The 23,054-nt window shown below is 58.4% G+C and carries 16 protein-coding genes; 12 read left to right on the top strand and 4 right to left on the bottom strand.

Annotated elements, in window-relative coordinates:
* The first annotated feature begins 2 nt into the window (after window positions 1–2).
* The 6 genes from FHK95_RS11715 (at window position 3) to FHK95_RS11690 (ending at window position 11,471) form a co-directional block, all read left to right on the top strand.
* Complete coding sequence (locus tag FHK95_RS11715) at window positions 3–3,533, top strand: indolepyruvate ferredoxin oxidoreductase family protein (protein ID WP_206668571.1); 3,531 nt, start codon at window positions 3–5, stop codon at window positions 3,531–3,533.
* 154 nt (window positions 3,534–3,687) lie between these two features.
* Window positions 3,688–4,116: an ester cyclase gene (locus FHK95_RS11710; protein ID WP_150304809.1), complete on the top strand. Its 429-nt coding sequence runs from the start codon at window positions 3,688–3,690 to the stop codon at window positions 4,114–4,116.
* Window positions 4,117–4,644: 528 nt separating this feature from the next.
* Window positions 4,645–6,357 (top strand): DUF1302 domain-containing protein, encoded by a 1,713-nt coding sequence (locus FHK95_RS11705; protein WP_178114775.1) that lies wholly within the window; start codon window positions 4,645–4,647, stop codon window positions 6,355–6,357.
* Between the two features lie 28 nt (window positions 6,358–6,385).
* Complete coding sequence (locus tag FHK95_RS11700) at window positions 6,386–7,783, top strand: DUF1329 domain-containing protein (RefSeq protein ID WP_178114774.1); 1,398 nt, start codon at window positions 6,386–6,388, stop codon at window positions 7,781–7,783.
* Between the two features lie 106 nt (window positions 7,784–7,889).
* Complete coding sequence (locus tag FHK95_RS11695) at window positions 7,890–8,996, top strand: WD40/YVTN/BNR-like repeat-containing protein (protein WP_178114773.1); 1,107 nt, start codon at window positions 7,890–7,892, stop codon at window positions 8,994–8,996.
* Between the two features lie 27 nt (window positions 8,997–9,023).
* Entirely contained in the window at window positions 9,024–11,471 is a 2,448-nt protein-coding gene (locus FHK95_RS11690; RefSeq protein WP_150304805.1) for an efflux RND transporter permease subunit, read from the top strand.
* Between the two features lie 152 nt (window positions 11,472–11,623).
* Here FHK95_RS11690 and FHK95_RS11685 read toward each other — a convergent pair whose 3' ends face one another.
* Genes FHK95_RS11685 through FHK95_RS11675 form a run of 3 tightly spaced genes read right to left on the bottom strand, consistent with a single transcriptional unit; the run spans window position 11,624 to window position 13,728 of the window.
* A complete protein-coding gene (locus FHK95_RS11685) occupies window positions 11,624–11,962 on the bottom strand; it encodes a Rieske (2Fe-2S) protein (RefSeq protein WP_178114772.1) in 339 nt (112 codons plus the stop codon).
* A 23-nt stretch (window positions 11,963–11,985) separates the two neighbouring features.
* Window positions 11,986–13,035 (bottom strand): aldo/keto reductase, encoded by a 1,050-nt coding sequence (locus tag FHK95_RS11680; RefSeq protein ID WP_150304803.1) that lies wholly within the window; start codon window positions 13,033–13,035, stop codon window positions 11,986–11,988.
* A gap of 21 nt (window positions 13,036–13,056) precedes the next feature.
* Window positions 13,057–13,728 carry a nuclear transport factor 2 family protein gene (locus tag FHK95_RS11675; RefSeq protein ID WP_150304802.1) on the bottom strand — a complete coding sequence of 224 codons (672 nt, stop codon included), beginning with the start codon at window positions 13,726–13,728 and terminating at the stop codon, window positions 13,057–13,059.
* Between the two features lie 301 nt (window positions 13,729–14,029).
* On the opposite strand from FHK95_RS11675, the gene FHK95_RS11670 reads away from it, so the two are divergent.
* From FHK95_RS11670 to aldA, 3 genes are read left to right on the top strand one after another with little or no spacing between them, the layout of a single operon-like run.
* A complete protein-coding gene (locus tag FHK95_RS11670; RefSeq protein WP_178114771.1) occupies window positions 14,030–15,271 on the top strand; it encodes a cytochrome P450 in 1,242 nt (413 codons plus the stop codon).
* A 26-nt stretch (window positions 15,272–15,297) separates the two neighbouring features.
* Window positions 15,298–16,509, top strand: coding sequence for an alpha-hydroxy acid oxidase (locus FHK95_RS11665; RefSeq protein ID WP_150304800.1), 1,212 nt, complete (start codon window positions 15,298–15,300; stop codon window positions 16,507–16,509).
* Window positions 16,506–17,942 carry an aldehyde dehydrogenase gene (aldA, locus tag FHK95_RS11660; RefSeq protein ID WP_150304799.1) on the top strand — a complete coding sequence of 479 codons (1,437 nt, stop codon included), beginning with the start codon at window positions 16,506–16,508 and terminating at the stop codon, window positions 17,940–17,942. Before FHK95_RS11665 ends, aldA begins: the two co-directional genes overlap by 4 nt.
* A gap of 41 nt (window positions 17,943–17,983) precedes the next feature.
* Here aldA and FHK95_RS11655 read toward each other — a convergent pair whose 3' ends face one another.
* On the bottom strand, window positions 17,984–19,444 hold the full coding sequence (locus tag FHK95_RS11655; RefSeq protein WP_178114770.1) for a phospholipase D-like domain-containing protein: 1,461 nt from the start codon (window positions 19,442–19,444) through the stop codon (window positions 17,984–17,986).
* A 75-nt stretch (window positions 19,445–19,519) separates the two neighbouring features.
* Here FHK95_RS11655 and FHK95_RS11650 point away from each other — a divergent pair, with 75 nt between their 5' ends.
* Genes FHK95_RS11650 through FHK95_RS11640 form a run of 3 tightly spaced genes read left to right on the top strand, consistent with a single transcriptional unit; the run spans window position 19,520 to window position 22,696 of the window.
* On the top strand, window positions 19,520–22,123 hold the full coding sequence (locus FHK95_RS11650) for an intermembrane phospholipid transport protein YdbH family protein (RefSeq protein ID WP_150304798.1): 2,604 nt from the start codon (window positions 19,520–19,522) through the stop codon (window positions 22,121–22,123).
* A gap of 19 nt (window positions 22,124–22,142) precedes the next feature.
* A complete protein-coding gene (locus FHK95_RS11645; RefSeq protein WP_150304797.1) occupies window positions 22,143–22,334 on the top strand; it encodes a YnbE family lipoprotein in 192 nt (63 codons plus the stop codon).
* A gap of 17 nt (window positions 22,335–22,351) precedes the next feature.
* Window positions 22,352–22,696, top strand: a complete 345-nt coding sequence (locus tag FHK95_RS11640) for a YdbL family protein (RefSeq protein ID WP_150304796.1) — start codon at window positions 22,352–22,354, stop codon at window positions 22,694–22,696.
* Window positions 22,697–23,054 lie beyond the last annotated feature (358 nt).

The following is a 23,054-nucleotide window of genomic DNA, read 5'->3' as shown; positions in this document are numbered from 1 at the left end:
AGATGAAAACAATAACGATGCGAGACGTGAAGCTAGAGGACAAATACACCGCGGAGTCCGGCCAGGTACTGATGACCGGTACCCAGGCGCTGGTACGTCTGCCACTACTTCAACGCGAGCTTGACCGCAGGGCGGGGCTCAACACGGCGGGCTTTATCTCCGGATACCGCGGCTCACCCCTGGGTGGTTATGACCTGGAACTCTGGCGCGTCAAAAAACTGCTGGAGGAGCATGACATCCTGTTCCAGCCGGGCGTCAATGAGGACCTCGCGGCCACTGCTGTATGGGGTACCCAAATTCTCAGGTCGACGCCCAGGCCAAAAAAGGACGGTGTGTTTGCCATCTGGTATGGCAAGGCGCCGGGTGTAGATCGCTCCGGCGACCCCTTCAAGCACGGCAACATCGCCGGTACCGACCCGAACGGCGGAGTGCTGATCGTTGCGGGGGATGACCACTCGGGCAAGTCGTCGACGTTGGCAGCCCAGAGCGAAGTCGCGTTGATGCATTGCGGTATGCCGATCCTCGCTCCTTCCAACGTACATGATGTCATCCGCTTCGGCTTGCTCGGCTTTGCCATGTCTCGTTACACCGGTCTGTACACCGGCTTCAAGACGTCCAACGAAACGCTTGAGCAGACCATGACCATCGATATCGGTGAGGCTATCCCCTCTGTCGTATTGCCGGATAGGGGTGAGCTGCCCCCGGGGGGCATTCATAACTTCCCGACGCATATCGACCGTCAGCAGTCAGAAATCATCGCCAAACGGTACCGCTGGCCGCTGATCGGGAAATTCGTGGCTGCCAACGGGCTTGACGAAGTGCGCATCAATGCACCCCAGCGTCGTCTAGGCATCGTATCAAGCGGCAAGGCAGCTCAGGATGTTATTCAGGCGTTGCACCTGCTGGGTCTGGATCGGGCCGCCTCCGAGTCGCTGGGCATCTCTTTCTACAAACTGGGCTGCGTCTATCCGGTAGAGGCCAGCGGACTGATCGGTTTTGCCCGGGGCCAGGACGAGCTGCTGTTCATCGAAGAAAAGGATGGTCTCACCGAGAATCAGGCCAAGGCCATTCTTTATGGGCGCCAGGACACCCCGCTGATCGTGGGCAAGCAGGATGAAAACGGCGAGTTCATGATCCCGTCGGATGTCCAGCTTGAGCCGATTCAGCTGGCGCTGGTAATAGCCGAGCGGTTGCGGCGCCTGGGTGTGACCGATAGCGGGATGGCTGAGCGTAAAGGCCGCCTGGAGCAGGAGATGCAGCGCATTGCCGATAGCGCCCCCTCCGACGTAGCTCGCTCTCCGTATTTCTGTTCCGGTTGCCCGCACAACACCAGCACCAAAACCATCGACGGCAGCATGGCTGCCGGTGGTATCGGCTGTCATGCCATGGCGATGTACAGCGGTCCGGAAATGCTGCCGAACACCCAGATGGGCGGTGAAGGCGCCCATTGGTACAGCTTGTCGCATTACACGGATATGCCGCACATCTTCCAGAACATGGGTGACGGCACGTATTACCACTCCGGTCTATTGGCGGTCCGGGGTGCGGTGGCAGCCAAGGTCAACATGACCTTCCGCATCCTCTTCAACGACGCGGTGGCTATGACTGGTGGACAGCCTGTCGATGGTCCCCTCACGCCCGGTGATATTTCGCGCCAGGTGCTGGCAGAAGGGGTAGAACGCTGCGTGCTGGTGACCGACAACCCTGATAACTATGACCGTCACAGTGGTCTGGCCCAAGGGGTCACGGTACATCACCGAGATGACTATACGGCGGTCCAGCGCGACATGCGGGACACAAAGGGCGTTACCGTCATCATTTACGAGCAGACCTGCGCCGCTGAGAAGCGCCGCCGGCGCAAGCGTGGTCAGTTTCCCAACCCGGCCAAGCGCGTGTTCATCAACCCGGACGTTTGCGAAGGATGTGGCGACTGCTCGGTTCAATCGAATTGCGTCAGCGTCTGGCCAAAGGAGACGGAGCTGGGCCGCAAGCGGCAGATCGACCAGTCCACATGCAACAAGGACTACAGCTGCGTGAAGGGCTTCTGCCCCAGCTTTATCACTGTGCTGGATGCAGAGCCGCGCAAGCCGGAAAAATCCTCGCAGATTGCTGACCTGATCCAGGGCCTGTCCGCGCCCCAGCTGGTGGCCATCGACGAGCCTTTCAATATCATGATTTCTGGCATCGGTGGCACCGGGGTGGTGACGGTTGGCGCTCTGCTGGGCATGGCTGCTCACCTTGAAGATAAAAGCTGCTCTGTTTTCGATATGACCGGACTGAGTCAGAAGAACGGCGCCGTATTCAGCCACCTGCGAATTGCCCGCTCACAGCGGGATCTCGGTTCGCAAAAGCTGGGCCTCGGTGAAGCGGATCTGGCGCTGGCCTTTGACGCGGTTGCGGCGCTCTCCAAGGAGCCGGCCATCACCTACGATCCACAGCGCACCCAGACTGTGATGAACGGAAGGGTAACGCCGACCCCGGCATTCCAGCGCAATCCAGACCTGGTCGTTGACAGCCATTCGCTTGTCGATCAGTTGAGCAGGTCGTCAAGGGAAGTGCATCAGATCGATGCCTCAGGGTTGGGCCTCGCACTGATGGGCGACAGCATCGCAGCCAACCTGTTTCTGGTTGGCTATGCAAGTCAACTCGGGCTGCTGCCAGTGTCGCCAGAGGCTATCGAGCGCGCGGTCGAGATAAATGGCGTTGCCATCCAGTTCAACAAGGAAGCATTTGCGCTCGGGCGTCTTCAAGCGGTGGACCCGGAGCGGATCACTCGCGCCGCCAGTAACCGTTTGCCCGAAACCGAATTCAAGCCGTTGACCGCGCTGGACGATATCGTCAGCCACCGTGTAGCACTGCTGACCAAATATCAGAATGCAGCCTGGGCCAAGCGCTACCGCAATTTGGTGGAAAAGGTCGCCCAGGCCGAGCAGCGCGCAGTGCCGGGTACCGATTCGCTCGCAGTGGCCGTAGCCCGCAACTTTGCCAAGTTGATGAGTTACAAGGACGAATATGAAGTCGCACGGTTGCACAGCGATCCGGCATTCCAGGCCACATTGCGAGAGACCTTCGCTGATGGCGCGCATTACCGCTACAACCTGGCGCCGCCGCTGTTTTCCAAGCGGGATCCGGAAACGGGTCATCTCCAGAAACGCGAATTTGGTCCCTGGGTTGGTCGTGTATTTTCGGTGCTGGCCCGCTTCAAAGGGCTGCGCGGCACGCTTCTGGACCCCTTTGGCCATACGGCCGAACGGAAAATGGAGCGTCAGCTGATTGAGCAGTATGAACAACGCCTGGTAGATCTGAGCGCTCGGCTGACTCCGGCCAATCATGCCATTGCAGTGCAGATCGCATCACTGCCCACACAGATTCGCGGCTTTGGTCATGTGAAGGAAGCCAATGTCGAGAAAGTCAGGGGGCTGGAGCCGGACTTGTTGGCCACTTTCAACGATCCTGCAGCCGGAAAGGTGGGCACCTTTATCCCTGTACGCCAGATACCTGTCGAGAAGTCGCCGGTGAAGGAACCTATGTAAAGCAATGGTTTTCAGCATGGGCAACGTTCTATTGGAAGCCTTGAAATAAGGCGCTGGATTAACTCCAGACGCCAACCAGACCGGACAAGCTACTGGCGAACCCGGTAAGTAATTTCGGGGTTTACTTTGCTAATAATGGCTTTGGAGGATAATTATGAATATCGAATGGGAACAGTCTTGGTTGGAACTATTTGATGACAATCTCGAAGCGCTGATGGCTCATTACCCGAACGATTTTGAATACGAAGATATGAACCTGGGTGTGCGTATAGTAAATGACAAAAATAAGTTGCGAGAGCTTTTCGGAACCTTTGAGAATAGAAGCCCCGATGCCTCTTTGCACTATTTTAACGCCAGCCGCTATCATGGAGATGAAAATGGAGGCGCACTCGAGTGGACTTGGGAAATCGAGCATAAGTCTGATTTTCTTGGGCTTCCTGCCGCCGGTAAAGTCACTAAGGTAACGGGAATTACCATTCATAAATTCCGTGACCAGAAAATCATCCTGGAAAGAAGCTTGTGGGACACGGCTGCGCTTTTGCAGCAGCTTGGGCTGCCAGCCCCAGCCAAGCTTCAATTCTAACCAAGACGTTTGAATTTCGGGTTCTGTGCTGGACGCTACAGGGCTACTGGATGGCGCACCAGCGGAAATTCGAATTATCAGCCTGAGGCTACTTATATGACGAATATTGCATTTTCCTCAATTTGTTAAGTATGAGGCGACTTCATGTGCAATTGGCATGGCTTGCTTTCCTGTGGCGCGTAAAGCCATTGAGCAGGTGTCCTAAGAAAATTAATGTGATAGCTGTTTCGAGTGTTTCAAGAGTCTCAGTTTGATGGGTGGGAGAGCAAATAATATGCATATTATTAGATGCAGTATGAGTCGGTAGTGGTTGTCGGCTAGTACGGTTATCGCATTCAGGGTTGGTAGCTACCTTCAATGATCCTGCAGCTGGGAAAGAGGGTGACTTTATCCCTGCTCGCCAGATACCTGAAGAGGAGTCGCCCGTGAAAGAATCTATGTAAAGCAAGTGCCATGGAGCATTCAACAGCCCGTTATCGATATGGGCTCTACGACAGTAACCTCATAATAAATCCAAGAAGGTGTGTCATGCGAAAGATGATAAGAAACCTGGCTCTACCGCCATTAAAACTTTTGCCAGTGGCCATACTCGCGGCGAGCGTTATACCTCAAGCCCATGCGTTTCAGATCCACGCTCATCCGGACTGGAATGTCAGTCTGGATACTACTGTGCAATACACTGCTGGTTGGCGCGCCCAGGACAGGGATGACGGTATCGGCAACCATCCGTTCTACGCCTCGAGCAACTACAAATTCGACCAGGGTGACATGGTCACCAACCGGTTCCAGGCGCTTAGCGAGCTTCAGGGCGTCTACAAAGGCCGCACCGGGTTCCGGTTATCGGGCTCGGTCTGGAAGGATTTCGCCTACGACGATGATGTCGAAACCAACCCGAACCCCAACTTCGATGCGATTCTCAGCTACCCGAGCGGTAATTACTCGAGCAAGACCGAGCGTTACCACATCCAGGGTGGCGAGATACTCGACGCTTTCGTCTTTCACAACACGGAAGTAGGGGATGTTCCGGTTTATCTACGTGCCGGCCGGTTCACGCAGCAATGGGGGAACGCACTGTTCTTCGGTTTCTCCAATATCGGTTATTCGCAGCATCCGATCGATTTCCTTAAGGCCTTTACGCAGCCCGGCTCCGAGGTAAAGGAGCTGTTTCTTCCCCGTACCCAGCTTATGGCGACGGCTGACCTGACCGATACGCTGTCGGTCTCTGCACAGTATTTCCTGGAGTTTCGTGCCAACCGTTTTCCAGAAGGGGGCACATATCTCGCGCCTTTTGACATTCTCTACAGCGGGCCCACTAGCGGCGGCGCAGTGGCTGGCATGTTTGGCGGTCCCGTCTCGGCCGGCAATGAATACGAGCCCGACGATATCAACGACAATTTTGGTATCAAGGTGGACTGGGCGCCGGATTGGGCCAAGGGCGATCTGGGCTTCTACTATCGCCAGTTCGATGAGGTTCAGCCGTGGCCAGGCGGTAGTATCTATGCCGGCGGAGGTGGGGAGGTACACCTCAATTATGCCGACAAGGTCAAGCTCTATGGCCTGAGCTATGAACGTACGTTTGGGACTTTGAGTACGGGCCTCGAAATTTCCTACCGTACTGACACTGCCTTGAACAGCGCCTTTTCCAATGGCCAACCCGGGGTAGCCTACCGCGAGGGCGCCCGGGGCAATGTGATCAACGTCATCGCAAACGGTCTGATGAGCCTGCAGCAGAATGCTCTCTGGGATACCGGTATTTTGCTGGCCGAGCTGTCCTACACCCACCTCGATCGAGTAACCGAGAACGAACAGTTCTTCAATGGTGAGGGTTACGGCAGTTGTGTTGACAGCGTAGACGGCACTCAATCTGGCGACAAGTGGGATGGTTGTGCGACCCGCAATTCACTGGCTATTGCCCTGCTGTTCGAACCGCAGTGGATGCAGGTAGCGCCGGGACTGGATATGAGCATGCCGGTTTCGTTGACTTACGGTATCTCCGGTAACCCTGCCTACGCTGCTGGCGCCTTTTATGCCGAAGACACGCAGATCTATTCGATAGGCATCAAGGGGACTTATCAACAGAAGCATACCGTGACGCTGCAATACAACGGTTACAACTGGAAGACAAGTCCCAAGACAACGGTGCCTGGGTTGGGGGAATCCTACTCCGGCTTTGGCGGTAATGGCCCGGTTGCTTTGAATGATAAAGGTTGGGTTGCGTTGATGTACAAAACTTCGTTTTGAGCTCTACGGACAGTCTGAGGATATGATTATGAAAAACAACAAGATCAATGCGTTCTACCACTCCGCGCTGGCAATCGCCATCACTGTTCTGGCGAGTAGCACCGGCTATGCGGCAGTGGCTGCAGAAGAAGCGGAGCAGCTCGGCCAGAGCCTGACCCGTTTTGGCGCTGAGCAGAAGGCCAATGCCGATGGCTCCATTCCTGCTTATGAGGGGGGGCTGATCGGCCAGCAGAAGGCCAATCCGGATATCTACGATGACCCATTCGCTGGCGATGAGAAGCTATATAGCATTACTTCGGAAAACCTGGCGGAGTATGAGGACCAGCTAGGCGCGGGCACCAAGGCAATGCTGGAGCGTTTTCCAAGCTATCGGCTGGACGTCTACCCAACTCGCCGTAGTATGGGATATCCGGAGTGGTTCCTGGACAACACTGTGAAGAATGCCACTACCGCCAAGCTCGCCGGAGCCGTAGAAGGTGACAAGGTTGAAGGCGCAGCTGACGACGGCAAGCCCTTTCAGGGCATTCCCTTCCCGGTTCCGAAGACAGGCTATGAGGCGATGTGGAATCACCTCTTCCGTTTCGCCCCGGCTGTAACGCAGTTCCGCAGCAAGAGCTGGCTCGTCGATCACGGCGGGGCGCGCAATCCGTTGCCGGGTAACGATGCTTCTTACCTGCATCCCTGGTCAGAAAAAACCGGTGAACTCCGTGAAGATACTTACGATGCGGTGTTTGGTTTCAATACCCTTCTTTACTCTCCTCCTACCTCGGCCGGTACTCAGTTCCTGAACTATTACACGCCTGATTCAGCCGCGCCTGCGCCCATCTGGATCTATACCCCCGGGCAGCGCCGCGTGCGCAAGGCGCCCGAATTTGCCTACGACATTCCCATGACCGCCTACGCCGGCGTGCTGTTCTGGGATGAGCCGTGGGGCTTCACTGGTCGTATGGACAGGTTTGATTTCAAGCTGGTGGGTAAGAAAGAAATGATCGTTCCGTACAACGTTTTTGGTCAGCAGCTAAGTTCCGAAAAAGTTCTTGCGGACAATCACGTTAACCCGGATGTGTTGCGCTGGGAGAAGCGTCGCATATGGGTAGTTGAAGCAGACCGCAAGGATGGCGCCCGGCACGCTTACAGTAAGCGGGTATTCCTTATTGAAGAGGACTGCTGGTGTCTGGTGCAGACGGAGTCCTATGACAACAGCGGCGCGCTATGGAAAGTGCAGGATTTGTACAATTTTCCTGCCTACGATACCGGCGGCATGATCAATAACTCTTTTGTTGCCAACGACTTGATCAAAGGTAATTACGTACTGATCAACGTCGGAGCCGAAGAGCCTGGTAACTACTTGCGGGGCTACAGCGATAGTGAAGGATTGGTGCTGAGGCTGTCACCAAGAGCAATGTCCGGAGCCAGTGTGCGCTGACCGAGAATGGGGCAGAAGCCTGGCTTTTGCCCCCCACCCTTTTCGGATCGGAGGTTCTGGTATGCAGATCATGTGGATCCGAATTGCAAGCTGGCAGGAGATGACAATGAGCACTGTTTTTCATCGCGTATATCTGAGTGCAAGACCTAAGCCTGCACAGTTTTTGATGCTGCTGATGTTGATGCCTCTTTCCTTATACACCCATGCCGAGTTTCGCGACCCGCTTGACTGGCCTGCCCACGAGATTACGCGCCTGGCAGAGCGCCCGACACAGGCTGTAGCTAAGGCCGGCGAAATAATGGTGGCGGTAGGCGCCCAAGGGTTGATCGCCACGTCCACGGATGGCAATCAATGGACGCAAAGTCCTTCGCCGGTGCAAAGCGATCTGCTCGCGCTGCATTTTCCAACCCCCGAGAAAGGCTGGATAGTGGGTCATGACGGCGTGATCCTGCATAGCAAGGATGCCGGAGTCAGTTGGGAGAAGCAGCTGGATGGCCGGCTTGCCGGCGAACGCTTCACTGAACATTACGCAGGCCTGCAGATCGAGCCAGAGGCTCTGGAGGCAGCACAGTCGGCCATCTCCTTGAACTATGCCGCAGGGCCGGCACTACCCTTGCTGGACGTGTGGTTCGCTGATGCTGAGCGCGGTTTTGTTGTCGGATCGTTTGGCACTCTGGCTGTCACCAGCGATGGCGGAGAGACCTGGGAGCCGTGGCTGCATCGCATAGATAATGAAGAGCTGTTGAATCTGAACGCCATTCAGGGCGTAGGCGATGCCGTATACATCGCCGCTGAACGTGGCGTTGTGTTCAAGCTGGAGCCACAGACACAGCGCTTTGAAAAAATCGAAACCGGATATGACGGGAGCTTTTTCGGCTTGCTTGGCGTGGGCGATAGCATCATCGCATACGGTCTAAGCGGCGCGGCCTATCGCAGCGATGATGAAGGTCTCAACTGGATGCCTTTGGAGGGTCCCTCCAGCATTTCGCTGACAGCGGGCGCCACGTTGTCGGACGAGGGTGATTTCGTTCTGGTCAATGCCCGCGGCGACATGCTGTTTGGCAACGCGGCTACAGATGTCCTGCAGCTTAAGTCAGGCAAGGGCTATGCGCGTTATACCGGAGTGATTTCACTGGACGGAAAGAGATTGCTGATAACCAGCCTGGAAGGAATCCGGTCCGAGGCCGTGCAGACGTTGTCTGTCCGCAGATAGTTAATCAACCGATCCGGGATTAAGCAGATGAAACAAATTATAAAAAATCCGGATATGCCAGTCATATCCAACCCGAGCGAGTTTGACAGAAGTACTGGTGGTCTTATTGAACGGCTGGTGTTCAACCACCGAACCCTGCTGATGACGTTGTGCCTGTTCATTACTTTGGCGCTGAGCTTCTTTGCGGTCCGCTTGCCAATGAAGGTGAGTTTCGAAGACATGATGCCGCAGTCCCACGAGTTCATTCGCAACTACATGGAACATGCCGGCGAGCTCAAGGGCCTGGGCAATTCCGTGCGCATCGTGGTCAGCAATAAGGACGGCGACATCTATGACGCGGAATATCTCAATACACTGCGGGAGATCAACGATGAGGTGTTTCTGATCCCCGGAGTGGACAGATCCTTCATGAAATCCCTGTGGATGCCCGTGGTGCGCTGGACCGAGATTACCGCTGATGGTTATCAGGGCGGTTCGGTTATGCCGGACAGTTTTGACGGCTCGGAGCAGAGCATCGAAAAGCTGCGACGCAATATCGGCCGTGCTGGGATTGCCGGCTCGCTGGTAAGCAACGACCATCGTTCAAGCATGCTGTTCGTGCCATTGGTGGATAGTGATCCCACTACCGGCGACACGCTCGATTACCGGGCGTTCCGCGATCAGATCGAGGGCCTCAAGCGCTTTGAGGAGCAGGGCGTGACCATCCATGTGATCGGCTTTGCGCAGCTCGTAGGTGACCTGATCCGCGGCCTGGGGCAGGTGTTGAACTATTTCCTGTTGGCAGCGCTGATAACAGTGGCGATCATCAGGCTGTACACAGGCTGCTGGCGCAGCACCCTTCTGGTGACTGGCTGCTCGGCAGTGGCGGTAGTCTGGCAGCTCGGTGTGATGCAGATCGCGGGGTTTGCCCTGGACCCCTATTCCATTCTGGTGCCCTTTCTGATTTTTGCCATTGGCGTGTCCCACGGCTCCCAGAAAATGAATGGGGTAACTCAGGATATCGCCCGTGGCACGCATAAATATGTTGCCGCTCGTTATACGTTCCGCCGCCTGTTTCTTGCGGGACTTACTGCGCTGCTGGCCAACGCAGTCGGTTTCGCGGTATTGGCAGTGATCGATATCCCGGTCATCCGCGGGCTGGCGGCTGCGGCGAGTATCGGGGTCGGTGTGCTGATTTTTACCAACCTTATTCTGTTGCCGGTACTGCTGTCGTATACCGGAGTCCGCAAGAGCAGGAACATCGATGCCGATGGAGAGCAGAAAATACATCCGGTGATCCGCTGGTTCGGTGGCTTCACGGACCGTCGTAGGGCAGCGGGTGTGCTGATCTTCACTGCCATCTTTACGGCGGGCGCGTTTGCCGTCAGCCTGAATATCCAGATTGGCGACCTGGACCCGGGCGCACCTGAGCTGCGTGCCGACTCGGAGTACAACCGGGACAACGCGTACATCACCAGTCATTACCAGCTGTCCAGCGACCAGTTCGCGGTAATTGTCTCCACTCCGCCCCAAGGCCTCATTAATTATGAAACCCTGTGGGAAATGGAGCGTCTGGAGCAGATATTGAGGGAACTGCCTGGTGTGCAGACCACAGTATCTGCAGCCAGTCTGGCCCGGCGCTACACATCAGCGGGATTCGAAGGGTCGCTAAAATGGGAGACCATCAACCGTGATCCCTTTGTCATACAGGATGCGCTCAATACCGTTTACGACTCCAACCCGGAAATGTTCAACGACGGTAGATCGGTAGCACCGGTCGTCGCTTTTCTGTCCGACCACAAAGCAGAGACCCTGACCGGGCTGGTAGAGGCAGTCGAGGCGTTCGCAGCCGAACACAATACGCCTGAACGGCAATTCCTCCTGGCAGCCGGCTCCTCGGGTATCGAGGCGGCGACCAACATTGCGGTGAAGAAAGCCAACGTCACCATGCTGCTGTATGTATATGCATCGGTGATTCTATTGTGCTTCATCACCTTCCGCAGCTGGCGCGCGGTGGTTTCGGCGGTCATTCCACTGGTGGTGACGACCATCTTCTGCGAAGCCTTAATGGTTATCCTGGGCATTGGCGTAAAGGTGGCTACCTTGCCGGTGGTCGCACTGGGTGTGGGTATTGGCGTGGATTACGCACTCTACCTGCTGACCATGCATCTGGTCTTCTACCGCCGCGGATACTCTGTACGTGAAGCCTATCTGGCTGCACTGGGCTCCACCGGTAAGGTGGTGGCGTTGATCGGCATCACCCTGTCGGCGGCGGTCATCACCTGGGCTTGGTCACCGATCAAGTTCCAGGCAGACATGGGCATACTGCTTGCGTTCATGTTCCTTTGGAACATGCTGGGCGCGCTGATCATCGTACCGAGTCTGATGACCTTCCTGATGCCGGATCGCAAGACGGCAGAGGTGCAGCAGCCGCTCCATTCGCAGGTGCGTGAGGAGCAGACGCGGTCGCACCAGCCACTGGCCCGAGCCAGCTGACCGTCAAGGCAAGCCGCACAGGGCCGGCACCGTTATAGCGGTGTCGGCCTTGTCATTTCTAAGGAAGGAAAAGTGTATCGGGACAGGCGACAGGCCTGTTTTTCCGGACAAAAAAGAGCGCCCGTAGGCGCCCTGGGATTGCTTTGATCGGCCTAAAGTCCGACTAGGATGTCATCGCCCTTGACCTGGACCGGGAAGCGTTTCAGGTGCAGGCATGGGTCGTCCACACAGACGCCACTATCCAGATCGAAACTCCAGCCGTGCCAGGGGCAGGTCAGAACCCGGCCCTCGACTTCGCCCTCGTGCAGAGGGCCCGTGGCGTGGGGGCAGATGCCCTCGGTGGCGATGATGTCATCATCCACCAGAAACACCGCAACGGCCTGGTCTCCTACCTTTGCGCCAATAGGCTCGCCGTTGCGCAGGGCTTCGGCAGAGCCAACTTTATGAAAAACCAGACTACTTGCGATCAGTTCAGCGTCTGCTGTGCTCATGGTGCTCTCCTCATTCATTGTTGTTACGGACGGCGGCCAGGGAAGCGGGGTATGTCGATCTGATCGAACATGCCGCCATAGCCAAGGCTGACTGGCATCTCCCAGTCGAGCATGTTGTACGGATGGCCCTTGTCGAAGTCGCTGATCTTGTCCAGTTCCGCTAGCGACTGTGCATCCAGCTGAGCCGAGCAAGCGGCGAGGTTTTCGCGCATCTGCTCTGCACGGGTAGCGCCGACAATGGGTATGACTCCGCGTGACATGACCCAGGCCAGGGCCGCCTGGGATGAGGTCACACCCAGACGATCAGCTACCTGATCCAGGGCCTTGGCAATGCCCCGGTTACGATCATCCAGCGCCTGTAGTTGCATCGAGTCGACCCGTCTGGGGCCACCTGATTGCGCCTTACGGGTGTACTTGCCGCTGAGTATGCCGCCGGCCAGTGGGGACCAGGCCGTGACGCCGATGTCGTAGGCCTGCGCCAGCGGCAGATGTTCCCGTTCGATGGAGCGTTGCACCAGGCTGTATTCCAGCTGCATGCAGCTGATCGGGCACAACCCGCGCAATTCATGGAACGCCTGAGCCCGGGACACCACCCAGGCTGGCACATCGGAGAGCCCGACATGCAGGATCTTGCCGGCGCTGATGGCGTCATCCAGCGCGCGGTGCACCTCCTCCACCGGGGTGGTGAAGTCCCACCAGTGGACCATGTACAGATCAATGTAATCCACGCCCAACCGCTGGAGACTGGCATCCAGCGACTGAGTCAGGCTTTTGCGATGCATGCCGGCGGCATTGGGATCTGACCTGCCCGGCAACGCATTGGTGTATTTGGTGCTGATGACGAAACGCTCGCGGTCGGCTGCAACCAGCCGACCGACGATGCGTTCACTCTCGCCGCCGGTGTACATATTGGCGGTATCGATGAAATTGCCGCCGGCTTCGACATAGGTGTCGAACACCGCCCGACTTTCGGCTTCCGAGCGCGACCACTCCGCGCCCGGGCCAAAGGTCATGGTGCCCAGGCTAAGCCTGGACACCCGCAGGCCGCTACGGCCAAGAATGGAATATTGCATGGGCTATCTGCCTCGCTGCGTTCAGACGCGTGGTACGACGCCCAGTTGTATGGCGAACTCACGGAAGTTCCAGTGCGTGCGGCAGCGTACGATCTTGCCGTTGCGATAGAACTGGGTTGAAGTGCCACGCGTGAACGTAGTCTTGCCGGCGGCCGGGATGCCGAAGAAGTCGGAATTATGCTGGGCTCGCCATACCCACTGCATATAGCCCCATTCGTCGTATTCGAAGTCGCTTCCGATCTTGATCGGCCCTGCCAGGCGCTGATACTCAGCCTCGTCCCACCCCTCGGGCACGCCTTCGGGGCAAATGGTAGCGTGGGAAGGCGACACCTGATGACCGTCATAGCTGATTAGGTTGAAGACATGAACACCATGCGGAGAATCCGGACCGGCATCATCGAATACGGTAAAGAACTTGAATAGTTCTTCCTTGTCAGTGATCGTCAGGTCGAACTCCATGTCTTCCCAGACAAATTCATCGGCATACATGTCGACGATGTTCTGGGCACCCATATCAAAGAAACCGGATAACCAGGCACTGCCGCTGGCAAAATTCTTGCGGGTATTGCCGCCCGCCATGCCGCCAGCGCCTTCAATGTTCAGGGCTGAACCGACACGCAGCTGCTGCAGGTATTTGCGTTGCTGTGCATCGAGATGGTTCTCACCCAATTGCTTTGAATAGAGACCGTACATAAGACACTCCAGATAATTGTTTTTAGCGTTATGTCACCGTCCTGGTGTTATAGCGCCCGGCCCGGGCATGGCCCAGCGCTTTTCAGGTCACGCCTGAACCATTCGCGCCAATCATGTCCCCCCACAGATTTGCCAGGCGCCGATTCCAGCGAATGGCACGGGGGGTGCCTCGCTGTCACGATATGTCATTGAGGGCGATGCGGCCGGGGTCTAGCGTTAGGGCCACGTTGAACCCGAGTGTCCGGATATGCATAGCCTGGGCACTACTCAAATATCTAGAACAAGAACTGAGGGAGCCGTTATGTCTGTATCCAATGCCGTCGCCACTAGCCTGCCTGATCAGTACGACCCCCTGAACGAGCAGGTGAAACAGAACCCCTATCCCTACTATGCGAAAATGCGCGCGAACGAGCCGGTGATGTATCTGCCGCAGATGGACGCCTATGCGGTGGCCAGTTATGAAGGCGTCGACAAGGTACTCAAGGACCATAAGCTGTTCAGTTCGCAATTCTTCTGGCCGGAGCTGCTGGGGGAGTATGACCCGGTACCCGAAGTTGCTCCGATGATTTCCATGGATCCACCGAATCACGTGCACCTGCGCAAGCTGGCCAACAAGGCGTTCATGCCCACTAAAGTTGCGGCGCTGGAAGAGCGGGCCCGCGCGATCGCCACTGAGCTGGTGGAGGGGTTGATTGCCAAGCACGGTAAGGAAGGGGAGTTCGACTGGGTCTGGGAATTCACTGCGCTGTATCCGGTGACGGTGATCAGCGAAGTGCTGGGTGTGCCCACCGCTCGCCGCGCTGAATTCAAGGTCTGGGTTGACGATCTGCTGGCAGCGGCCAACCGCCACGCCTATGGTCCCGAGCGTCTGGCCGAGATTCGGGCGCACTCCGACCAATTGCGTCGTTTCTTTGAGGACCTCTACGACGAGCGCAAGCAGAACCCCCAGGACGATCTGATCTCCACCTTCATCAACGCCGAGGTCAATGGCGAGACGATGACCCGCCTGGAGGTGCTGCAGATGGCGACCCTGCTGCTGATTGGCGGCGTAGAAACCACCACCAATCTGCTGGGGTGCACCATGGTCGAGTTGCGTCGTCACCCTGAGGTCTACGCCCGGGTGCGCGCCGATCACAGTCTAATTCCGCAGCTGCTGGAAGAAACGCTACGGTTCAACCCGGTGGTGCAGATGCTGTTCCGACACACCGTCGAGGATACCGAGCTATGCGGCGTCAAGATTCCCAAGGGCAAGGCGGTGATGCCGCTGCTGGGGTCGGCCAACCGGGATGAGACCAAGTTCTCAGACGCGAATGTCTTCGATATCGACCGCAAGCCCGAAGTGGCGATGATGTCATTTGGTCAGGGGCCGCACTTCTGTCTGGGCAGCTTCCTCGCACGGATGGAAGCCCGGGTCGCGCTTGAAGTGGTCTTCTCGCGCCTGGAGACAGTCGACCCGATAGCTGAAGCTGAAGACGTCGTCTGGCTGGATTCCTATTTCGCGCGCGGCCCGCATAATCTGCAGGTGCGTTTCAAGGCCCGCTGAGCCGACCTGTCACACGGAATCGCGCCATGACTCGTTTGCATGATTGTTTCAATTCGCAAGACTTCGCCCGGGTCGCCCGGAGCCGGCTGCCCGGCTCGCTGTACCACTATATCGAAGGGGGCGCCGATGATGAACTGACGGTCCGCGCCAACACCCAGGCCTTCGAGCGCCATCAGCTGGTGCCGCGTCAGTTGCGGGATATCCGCCAGATAGACATGCGCCGGCGGGTTTTCGGCTGTGATCTGGACTGGCCGGTGTTCATGGCGCCCACCGGCATGACCCGGCTGTTTCACCCCTCTGGCGAACGGGCAGTGGCCCAGGAGGCGGCGCGGCTGGGCGCAGGATACATGCTGTCGACCATGGCCACCACCAGCCTGGAAGAGGTGGCGGACTGCGCTACCGGGCCGAAGATCTTCCAGCTCTACCTGCTAAACGATGATGGCCTGAACCGGGCCATCATCGACCGCTGCAAGAGGGCTGGCTACGACGCGATCTGCCTGACGGTAGACTGCGCCGTGGCGGGAAACCGTGAGCGCGATCTGCGCTTCGGTCTGACGGTGCCGCCGAAGCTTAATCGGCGGAATATCTTGTCCTTCGTGCAAAAGCCGGTATGGGGTATGCGATATCTGGCGCACGGTGGGATTACCCTGCCCAACGTGCCGACGCCGGATGGCTCCAACTCGCTGGGCACGCTGACCAGCTATTTCGCCACTAAAATGGAACAGAACATTACCTGGGCGCGGGTCGAGCAGTTGCAGCAGTACTGGGGGCGGCCCTTCATCATCAAGGGGCTGCAGTCGGTCGCCGATGCGCGGGATGCGGTGACGGCGGGTGTGACCGGAATCGTCGTTTCCAATCACGGCGGCCGGCAGCTCGACGGAAGCCCGGCGGCACTGGATCTGCTCGCCGATATTGTCGATGCAGTCGACGGTCGCCTGGAGGTGGTGCTTGATGGCGGGATACGCCGCGGCAGCCATATCGTCAAGGCGCTGGCCCTTGGTGCTCGCGCCTGTCTGGTGGGGCGTCCCTATCTGTATGCACTATCCGCCTACGGGCAGCCGGGCGTGGCACGCATGCTCGAACTGCTACGGCGCGAAACCGAGCGCACCTTGGGGTTGGTCGGGGTACCGCATATCGATGATCTCGACCGCAGCGCTCTTACTCATCTTGATTCGCAGCCAGTCCATCGGGCTGCGTCCGCATTCACTGGCGCACAGCGCTCAGGAGCCTATTCATGACCAGTTCATTGCACTTTCAACATTATATCGACGGCCAGTTTGTCGAGGGCCGCGGCAGTCTTATCGACGTGATCAATCCGGCTACCGAGCAGAGCCTAGGCGGGGTGTTGGATGCTGGCAGCGAGCTCACCGCAGCGGCCATTGGAGCTGCGCGGGCGGCACAGGATGCCTGGGCCGCGCAGCCGGCGAACGCCAGGGCACAATATTTACGCCGCATCGCTGCCGGTATCCGCGAAGCGGCGCCGCGAATTGCCCAGATCATCGCCCAGGAACAAGGCAAAGTATTGGCGCTGGCTCAGATGGAGGTCGGGCTGGCGGCCGAGTATCTGGACTACTACGCCGAGTGGGGTCGCCGCATCGAGGGCGAGATCATCAGCAGCGACCGGCCGGGGGAAAACATGTTCCTGTTCCGCCGCCCGCTAGGGGTGGTGGCCGGCATCCTGCCGTGGAACTTCCCCTTCTTCATGATCGTGCGCAAGGTGGCGCCGGCACTGCTCACCGGAAACACCATTGTCATTAAGCCCAGCGAGGAAACACCTTTCTGCGCCTATGAATTCGCCCGTCTGGTCGAGCAGGCCGAGTTGCCCCCGGGAGTATTCAACCTGGTCATCGGCGCGGGCAACACGGTTGGCCAGCAGCTGGTAACTAGTCCGGATGTGGACATGATCAGCTTCACCGGCAGCTCGGCGGCGGGTTCGGCGATCATGGCAGGTGCGGCGCAGAACATCACCAAGGTCAGCCTGGAGCTGGGCGGAAAGGCGCCGTCGATCATACTGGCCGACGCCAATCTGGATATCGCAGTGGCAGCTCTGCGCTGGGCCAAGACCATGAACAGCGGCCAGGCCTGCAACTGCTCCGAGCGGATTTACGTACAGCGGCAGGTATATGAGGAGTTCTGCGAGCGCTTGCAAACGGACTTCGGCACCATCCGCATGGGCGATCCGATGGCCGACAACGTCGACATGGGGTCGCTGATCAACCGCGCCGCGGTAGACAGGCTGTCCGCCCAGGTGACCGATGCACGCAGCAAAGGGGCAGAAATTCTGACCGGCGGGAAAGGCTACGATGCAGGGGCCGGCTGCTTCTTCGAGCCCACAGTGCTGACCAATGTCAACGCAGATATGGAAGTACTCAAGCGGGAGATCTTCGGACCGATGCTAATGGTCGAGCCAGTGGATGATCTGGATCAGGCCATTGCCTTGGCCAATGAAAGCGAGTACGGGTTGACCTCCTCCATCTTCACCAATGACCTCAACTCGGCCATGGGTGCTGTGTCCCGTCTGAAGTTTGGCGAGACCTATGTCAACCGGGAGAGCTTCGAGGCTATCCAGGGCTTCCATGCAGGAGTGCGGCGTTCAGGTATCGGCGGTGCTGACGGAAAGCATGGCCTGTACGAGTACACGCACACCCAGGTCGCTTATATTCAGAGCTGAACAGCTCAAGCGGGGCTCGTTTGTCGGCCGCCCCGCTATCCTTAGAACGTCGACATCCCTGTCGCTTCCATCAACCGATACAACCCGTAGCGAGCCCACGAGTGATCGGCAAAATCCTCGTAGGGCAGGCTGTAGGTTGCGCCTTCTGCGTTGGACCATACCCTTTCAAATGACTCGCGGCTGCTGTCCAGTATCGGATGCTGGGTAGCGACTATCCGCACACTGGTTTCCAGGTTGAGATCGTCAAGGTTGCGCCGGGTGAAGTTGGCTGAGCCGCTGATCAGTTCGGCGCGGCCATCGGCCCGTTCCAGTCGGATCCACTTGCGGTGACATTGTTCGCCTTGGGTGAAACACCAGCGCAGGTCGATGCCGGCTTTGTGCAGATCCCAGGCGGCCTGGCGGTTGGGGATGCCGTTCTTTTCGCGGCCGAAGGCGTCACGGTTGGGGTCCAGCACCGCTCTGATTGTTACGCCGCGTTCATGGGCGCGGATCAGCGCGTTGATTACCGGGCGGTGGGATAGATAGAACACTTCCATATCCAGGCGGTCGCCACGTGCCGATGAGTCGATCATTTCCAATAACGCGTCGCGAATGGCACCCTCGGTCAGTATCTGTATCGCTGGGTCGGCAGATTCGGTCCTCGGCTCTGGTGGCTGCGGCCAGTCAGCGCCTGTGGCGGCGCCGGACATTGCCAATACCGCGCGTTCTGTCTGCAGCAGATCCAGCGCGGCGGCGCCGCTGAAGCGGAGGGCGTTGTTGCTATGGCGGCTGCTCGCATCCTGGGGGTTGCCCGAGGTGACCAGGCCAACCCAATCATCGCCTTGATCCACCACCAGCGTCTTGCGGTGGTTAGCGCGAAAGTTGAGCAGGTGCAGATAGGAGCGCAGTGTGACGTCCTTGTCGGCTACCGGATTGGGCAGCCAGCCGCCGTCCGGATTGTTGCCGACCCAGCTGCAACACAGCATCCACACCCCTGACCATACCGGGTTCGAGGCGGGAAGCCGGCTAACATCGGTATATACCACCTGAACGCCGGATTCGGCCAGCCGCTCGAAATGTGCTGAGCGCAGTCCGCCATAAAGATGGTTGAAGGGGTCGGTGATCAGCACTATTTCGATGTTCGGCTGTGCCTGCCGCGCGGCAATCAGCGCTTCGGTCATTTGCGCGGTCAGCGGCCGGTAACTGTTCTCGGCGGCGAACTCATTGAACAGAAACATGTCGATCACGATAAGCTTGCGCGCCTGGCCGATCAGTCTGAATACTTCATCGAATATCTGCTGCTCGCTGGCCGGCTCGCCATCGGCGGAGCGGTAGGTCTGATCAGTCAGCAGGGCCAGATCGTCTGCCGGGCGCAATGGGCCAGTGACCGACATACCGGGCGGCAGCGGCCGCAATGCCTGATACAGCGCGAGGGCTATCCAGAGCAGCAGGCATATCAGTGCCAGGGTGCGGCACAATCCTCTGTGGCGTCGCGGGCGGTTCAACCGCGCCAATGCGTCCATGTATCAGCTCCATGCCCAAGCGTGTGATGTCCGGCACCATGCTAACCTGAGAACAGACCTTTGAGGAGATTGCTGATGCGGACCGCGTTCCGGATCCTGATCGTTGTGCTTGCGCTGATAATGCTCGCCGGTATTTTCGCGGTGCAATCAGCGCAGCGATCGCTGCGGGACGCTGGTGTCGAACAGCTCGATTGGCGAGGCGTGAGCTGGTCAGACTGGCAGTTGAGCGTCGACGAGATCAGCGGCCGGTATGTCGGCGATCAGGGCAAACTGGGATTTGCCGCCTGGGGCGTTCAGGTCAAGCTGGTGTGGAATGCGGGGCCGCGTCTGGAACTGATCGATATCCGTGATCTGGATCTGGACTGGCGCCCGACGCCGGGGATGGCCATCGAAGACCCCATGCTGGATCCGAACCCGGGCTCGCCGGCACCCGCCTCGGTGGATCAGTCGCCGCAGCCGCTGGACCCGCGGGATTGGCTGCACGTGCCGCACTGGTTTCCCGCCAAGGCCGCGATTCGGGATCTGAGTCTGCGCACGCCCTGTCAGCAGGAGACCTGTGAGCTCAGCGGATCATTCAATGCACAGCGTGATGCCAGCTCAGCGAATTCACTCGCCGCGCAGCTATCACTGCTGAGCGGGGCAGATAGCCTGACGTTGGACGTCGCGCTGCACGATGACGCCGAAGTCCTTGCGCTGACCGGTAGCCTTGCCCTGTCGGATCAGCCCGCGTTGGATATGGTTGCCGACTGGCGCGGCGCAGTGGATTCCCCGCAGTGGCAAGGCAATCTGAGCATGCCCAGCTGGCCGGATGCGAACTGGTTGTTCGTGTTCATCGAGCCCTGGTTGGAGCCGGGAACGCTGCCAGTTATGGCGCTGCCAACTGGCTTGCAATTCAAGGCACAGTGGGCGCTGCAGCCTGGCATGACACCTGTCGAGTTGACCGATCTGTTGGCTGGCGCCGTCCGGCTGGACGGCCGATTAGGCCTGTCTCAGCCATGGGAGGTGGAGGACGTTGGCGCGGTAAGTGGCGTCGCCACGTTCGATTTTCAGGGTGATCAGGGCGCCTGGCTACTCCATGAAGGCACGGCCAGCCTGCAGGTTGAACGGCTGAGTCTGCCGGCCTTGGCGAGCCTGCCTATCGAGGTGCGCCCGGTTGGCATGCAGGTCATCATTGAACCGGAACCCGGTTCCACTGAAGGCTGGCGTGCCGCCTTACCGCTGACAGTCAACGCAACGCTGGATGGCCCGGTGACCGGTACGCTCGATACCAAACTGAGTCTGACCAACGCCCCCGCATTGCACGCTGACGTGCAGCAGGGCCGTCTGCAACTCACAGGTGGCCGTATCGACTACGCGGGTATCCAGTTCCGGGATCTGCAAGCCGATCTGTCCTTTGAAGGCCAGGTCGATCAGCAGCGTCTGAGTCTCACCCTGGGTAAATCGGCGCACCTGACCTCGGCTGCACTGCAGCTGGTCGACGCGGGCGTGTCATTAACCGACACGCGACTCGATCTGGCCGGACTCGAGCTTGATATCCCTTTTGACGCTGAGGGCGCGATGCGGCTCGACGCGCCCATCCGCCTTGACGCTTCCCGGCTGGAACATGCCGTATTACGCCCGCAGGGCTGGAGCCTGGTTGGCCAGCTGGGTTACGGCGAAAAGGGGCTGGACTGGAAAGGGGTAGCTGCTGCGGCGAGTGGGCTGCAGTTTGATCTGGATATGACCTGGCCGCCCGACGCCGGGTGGCGCGCGAGCCTGACACCGGAAAACATATTCCTGCGCGCAGCCAATCCTCTCGCGCTCACGTTGACCGACTGGCCCGCGTTGCTTGATCTGAGCGCTGGCAAGCTGACCGCCCACTTTGATCTCACTGGCAATCCAGGGCTTGAGCGGCTGACTGGGCGGGTCAATCTATCCGGTGCCAGCGGCATCTACGACCGCACCGAGTTCAGCGGGCTGGACTTGCCGCTGGGAGTTGCACTGATCGGCGACACGCTCACCCTGGAAACTGCCGACACTAAATTGCAGACGATCAATCCCGGCCTACCGATTGGCCCGGCCAGCTTTGCCGGACGCTATCGCGCGACGCTGGACGAGATGCTGGCTGGCAAGCTGGACATCACACAGGCCTCCAGTGGCTTGCTTGGCGGGAGGTTTCTGCTGCAGCCGGGCGTTCTGGATTTTGCCCAGGCGCGGCAGAACCTTACGGTGCGGCTGGAAGGCATCGAGCTGAGCAAACTGTTCGAGGCCTATCCGGCGGAAGGCCTTGGTGGACAGGGCATTATCGATGGTCAGTTGCCGGTGGTCCTGACGGACAATGGTGTGATTATCGAGAAGGGTTCACTCAGTGCGCGTAAGCCGGGCGGGACCTTGCAGTATCGCTCGGACAAGCTGGCCGCGCTGGGTACTAACCCCGGCATGCGAGAACTGGTGCTGGCGCTCGATGATTTCCGGTACAGTGTGCTCGCGAGTGATCTTGATTATGCCGAGGACGGCATACTCGTACTCGGTTTGCGTCTTGAGGGTCATAATCCGGCGCTGCAGCAGGGCCGTCCGGTGCACCTCAATGTACGTCTGGAAGAAGATATCCCGGCGCTGCTGGCCAGCCTTCAACTGAGCGGACAGGTCAGCGATATCATTCAGAAACGGGTTCAGGAGCGGCTGCTGCAGCGGCGCTGACCCAGTAGAGGAGAGCCTCATGCGTTGGCGATTGTTTCCGATAGCGGCAATGGCTGTGGTGTTCATGGCGGGTTGCACACCTACAGTAAAGCTGGAAGCGCCCAGTGAACCAATCAACATCAACCTGAACGTCAAGATCCAGCATGAGATCTACGTCAGGGTCGATAAGGAGCTCGATGAGCTTTTCAGTGAATCGAGTGGGTTGTTCTAACGATCCGGGGGAATGACATGCGTATGAGTATCAGAATGGGCGGCCTTTTGTTGGCGCTGGTGATGAGTATGCCGGTGCTGGCGATGAGCCTGAACGAGGCAATGTCGGCCTTGCCCTCAGCGAAGGCGTCAGGTCAGCTTGGCGAGCAACCGAACGGTTATCTCGGCGTGGTGAATCCGGGTGGTGAGGCGGCGGAAATTGCCAGCCAGATCAATCAGGCGCGACGCAACGAGTATCAGAAGTTGGCCAAGGAGAATGGCATCCAGCAGAGCGACGTCGAATCGATGGCCGGTAAAAAGGCCATCGAGCGTACTGCGCCAGGGCAGTACATAATGCTCAATGGGGTATGGATGAAGAAGTGATGTGACTCAGGGACGGTTCATCTCAACCGTCCCTGAGTATGTCTTACGTCGGCGTTAGCTGGCGCGAGCCGGCAGGGTTGCGCCGACACGCTGCAAGTACGTCCCTGTAAGCTCGTCGATGACATCCCTGTCATCGCACGGTCGGCTCAGCCCCGTCGCCTCGCTTCGCATGAACATCTGAGTTGCCGGATGGCACCCCCAAAACGATCTTTTCTACATCACGCCGGTGGGCGACTGGCCTCCATCTGGCCTGGTGAATCGCTGCTTTGAGTCTCCCCTAACCCCTCTTTGTCAAAGAGGGGGACTGGTCGGCGTGGTGGTCGGCCAGTGTCTCAGGCACGAGCATAGTTGATTCTGC

Origin of the sequence: Pseudomonas saliphila (assembly GCF_008638345.1) — a bacterium.
GTDB lineage: Bacteria > Pseudomonadota > Gammaproteobacteria > Pseudomonadales > Pseudomonadaceae > Halopseudomonas > Halopseudomonas saliphila.
Note: the sequence above shows the minus strand (reverse complement) of the source record. Positions and strands in the feature narration are given on the sequence as shown.

Bases quoted from the DNA above. Each gene is read 5' to 3' on its own strand.
- FHK95_RS11715 (WP_206668571.1), top strand. From the start codon at position 3: ATGAAAACAATAACGATGCGAGACGTGAAGCTAGAGGACAAATACACC.
- FHK95_RS11710 (WP_150304809.1), top strand. From the start codon at position 3,688: ATGAATATCGAATGGGAACAGTCTTGGTTGGAACTATTTGATGACAAT.
- FHK95_RS11705 (WP_178114775.1), top strand. From the start codon at position 4,645: ATGCGAAAGATGATAAGAAACCTGGCTCTACCGCCATTAAAACTTTTG.
- FHK95_RS11700 (WP_178114774.1), top strand. From the start codon at position 6,386: ATGAAAAACAACAAGATCAATGCGTTCTACCACTCCGCGCTGGCAATC.
- FHK95_RS11695 (WP_178114773.1), top strand. From the start codon at position 7,890: ATGAGCACTGTTTTTCATCGCGTATATCTGAGTGCAAGACCTAAGCCT.
- FHK95_RS11690 (WP_150304805.1), top strand. From the start codon at position 9,024: ATGAAACAAATTATAAAAAATCCGGATATGCCAGTCATATCCAACCCG.
- FHK95_RS11685 (WP_178114772.1), bottom strand. From the start codon at position 11,962: ATGAGCACAGCAGACGCTGAACTGATCGCAAGTAGTCTGGTTTTTCAT.
- FHK95_RS11680 (WP_150304803.1), bottom strand. From the start codon at position 13,035: ATGCAATATTCCATTCTTGGCCGTAGCGGCCTGCGGGTGTCCAGGCTT.
- FHK95_RS11675 (WP_150304802.1), bottom strand. From the start codon at position 13,728: ATGTACGGTCTCTATTCAAAGCAATTGGGTGAGAACCATCTCGATGCA.
- FHK95_RS11670 (WP_178114771.1), top strand. From the start codon at position 14,030: ATGTCTGTATCCAATGCCGTCGCCACTAGCCTGCCTGATCAGTACGAC.
- FHK95_RS11665 (WP_150304800.1), top strand. From the start codon at position 15,298: ATGACTCGTTTGCATGATTGTTTCAATTCGCAAGACTTCGCCCGGGTC.
- aldA (WP_150304799.1), top strand. From the start codon at position 16,506: ATGACCAGTTCATTGCACTTTCAACATTATATCGACGGCCAGTTTGTC.
- FHK95_RS11655 (WP_178114770.1), bottom strand. From the start codon at position 19,444: ATGGACGCATTGGCGCGGTTGAACCGCCCGCGACGCCACAGAGGATTG.
- FHK95_RS11650 (WP_150304798.1), top strand. From the start codon at position 19,520: ATGCGGACCGCGTTCCGGATCCTGATCGTTGTGCTTGCGCTGATAATG.
- FHK95_RS11645 (WP_150304797.1), top strand. From the start codon at position 22,143: ATGCGTTGGCGATTGTTTCCGATAGCGGCAATGGCTGTGGTGTTCATG.
- FHK95_RS11640 (WP_150304796.1), top strand. From the start codon at position 22,352: ATGCGTATGAGTATCAGAATGGGCGGCCTTTTGTTGGCGCTGGTGATG.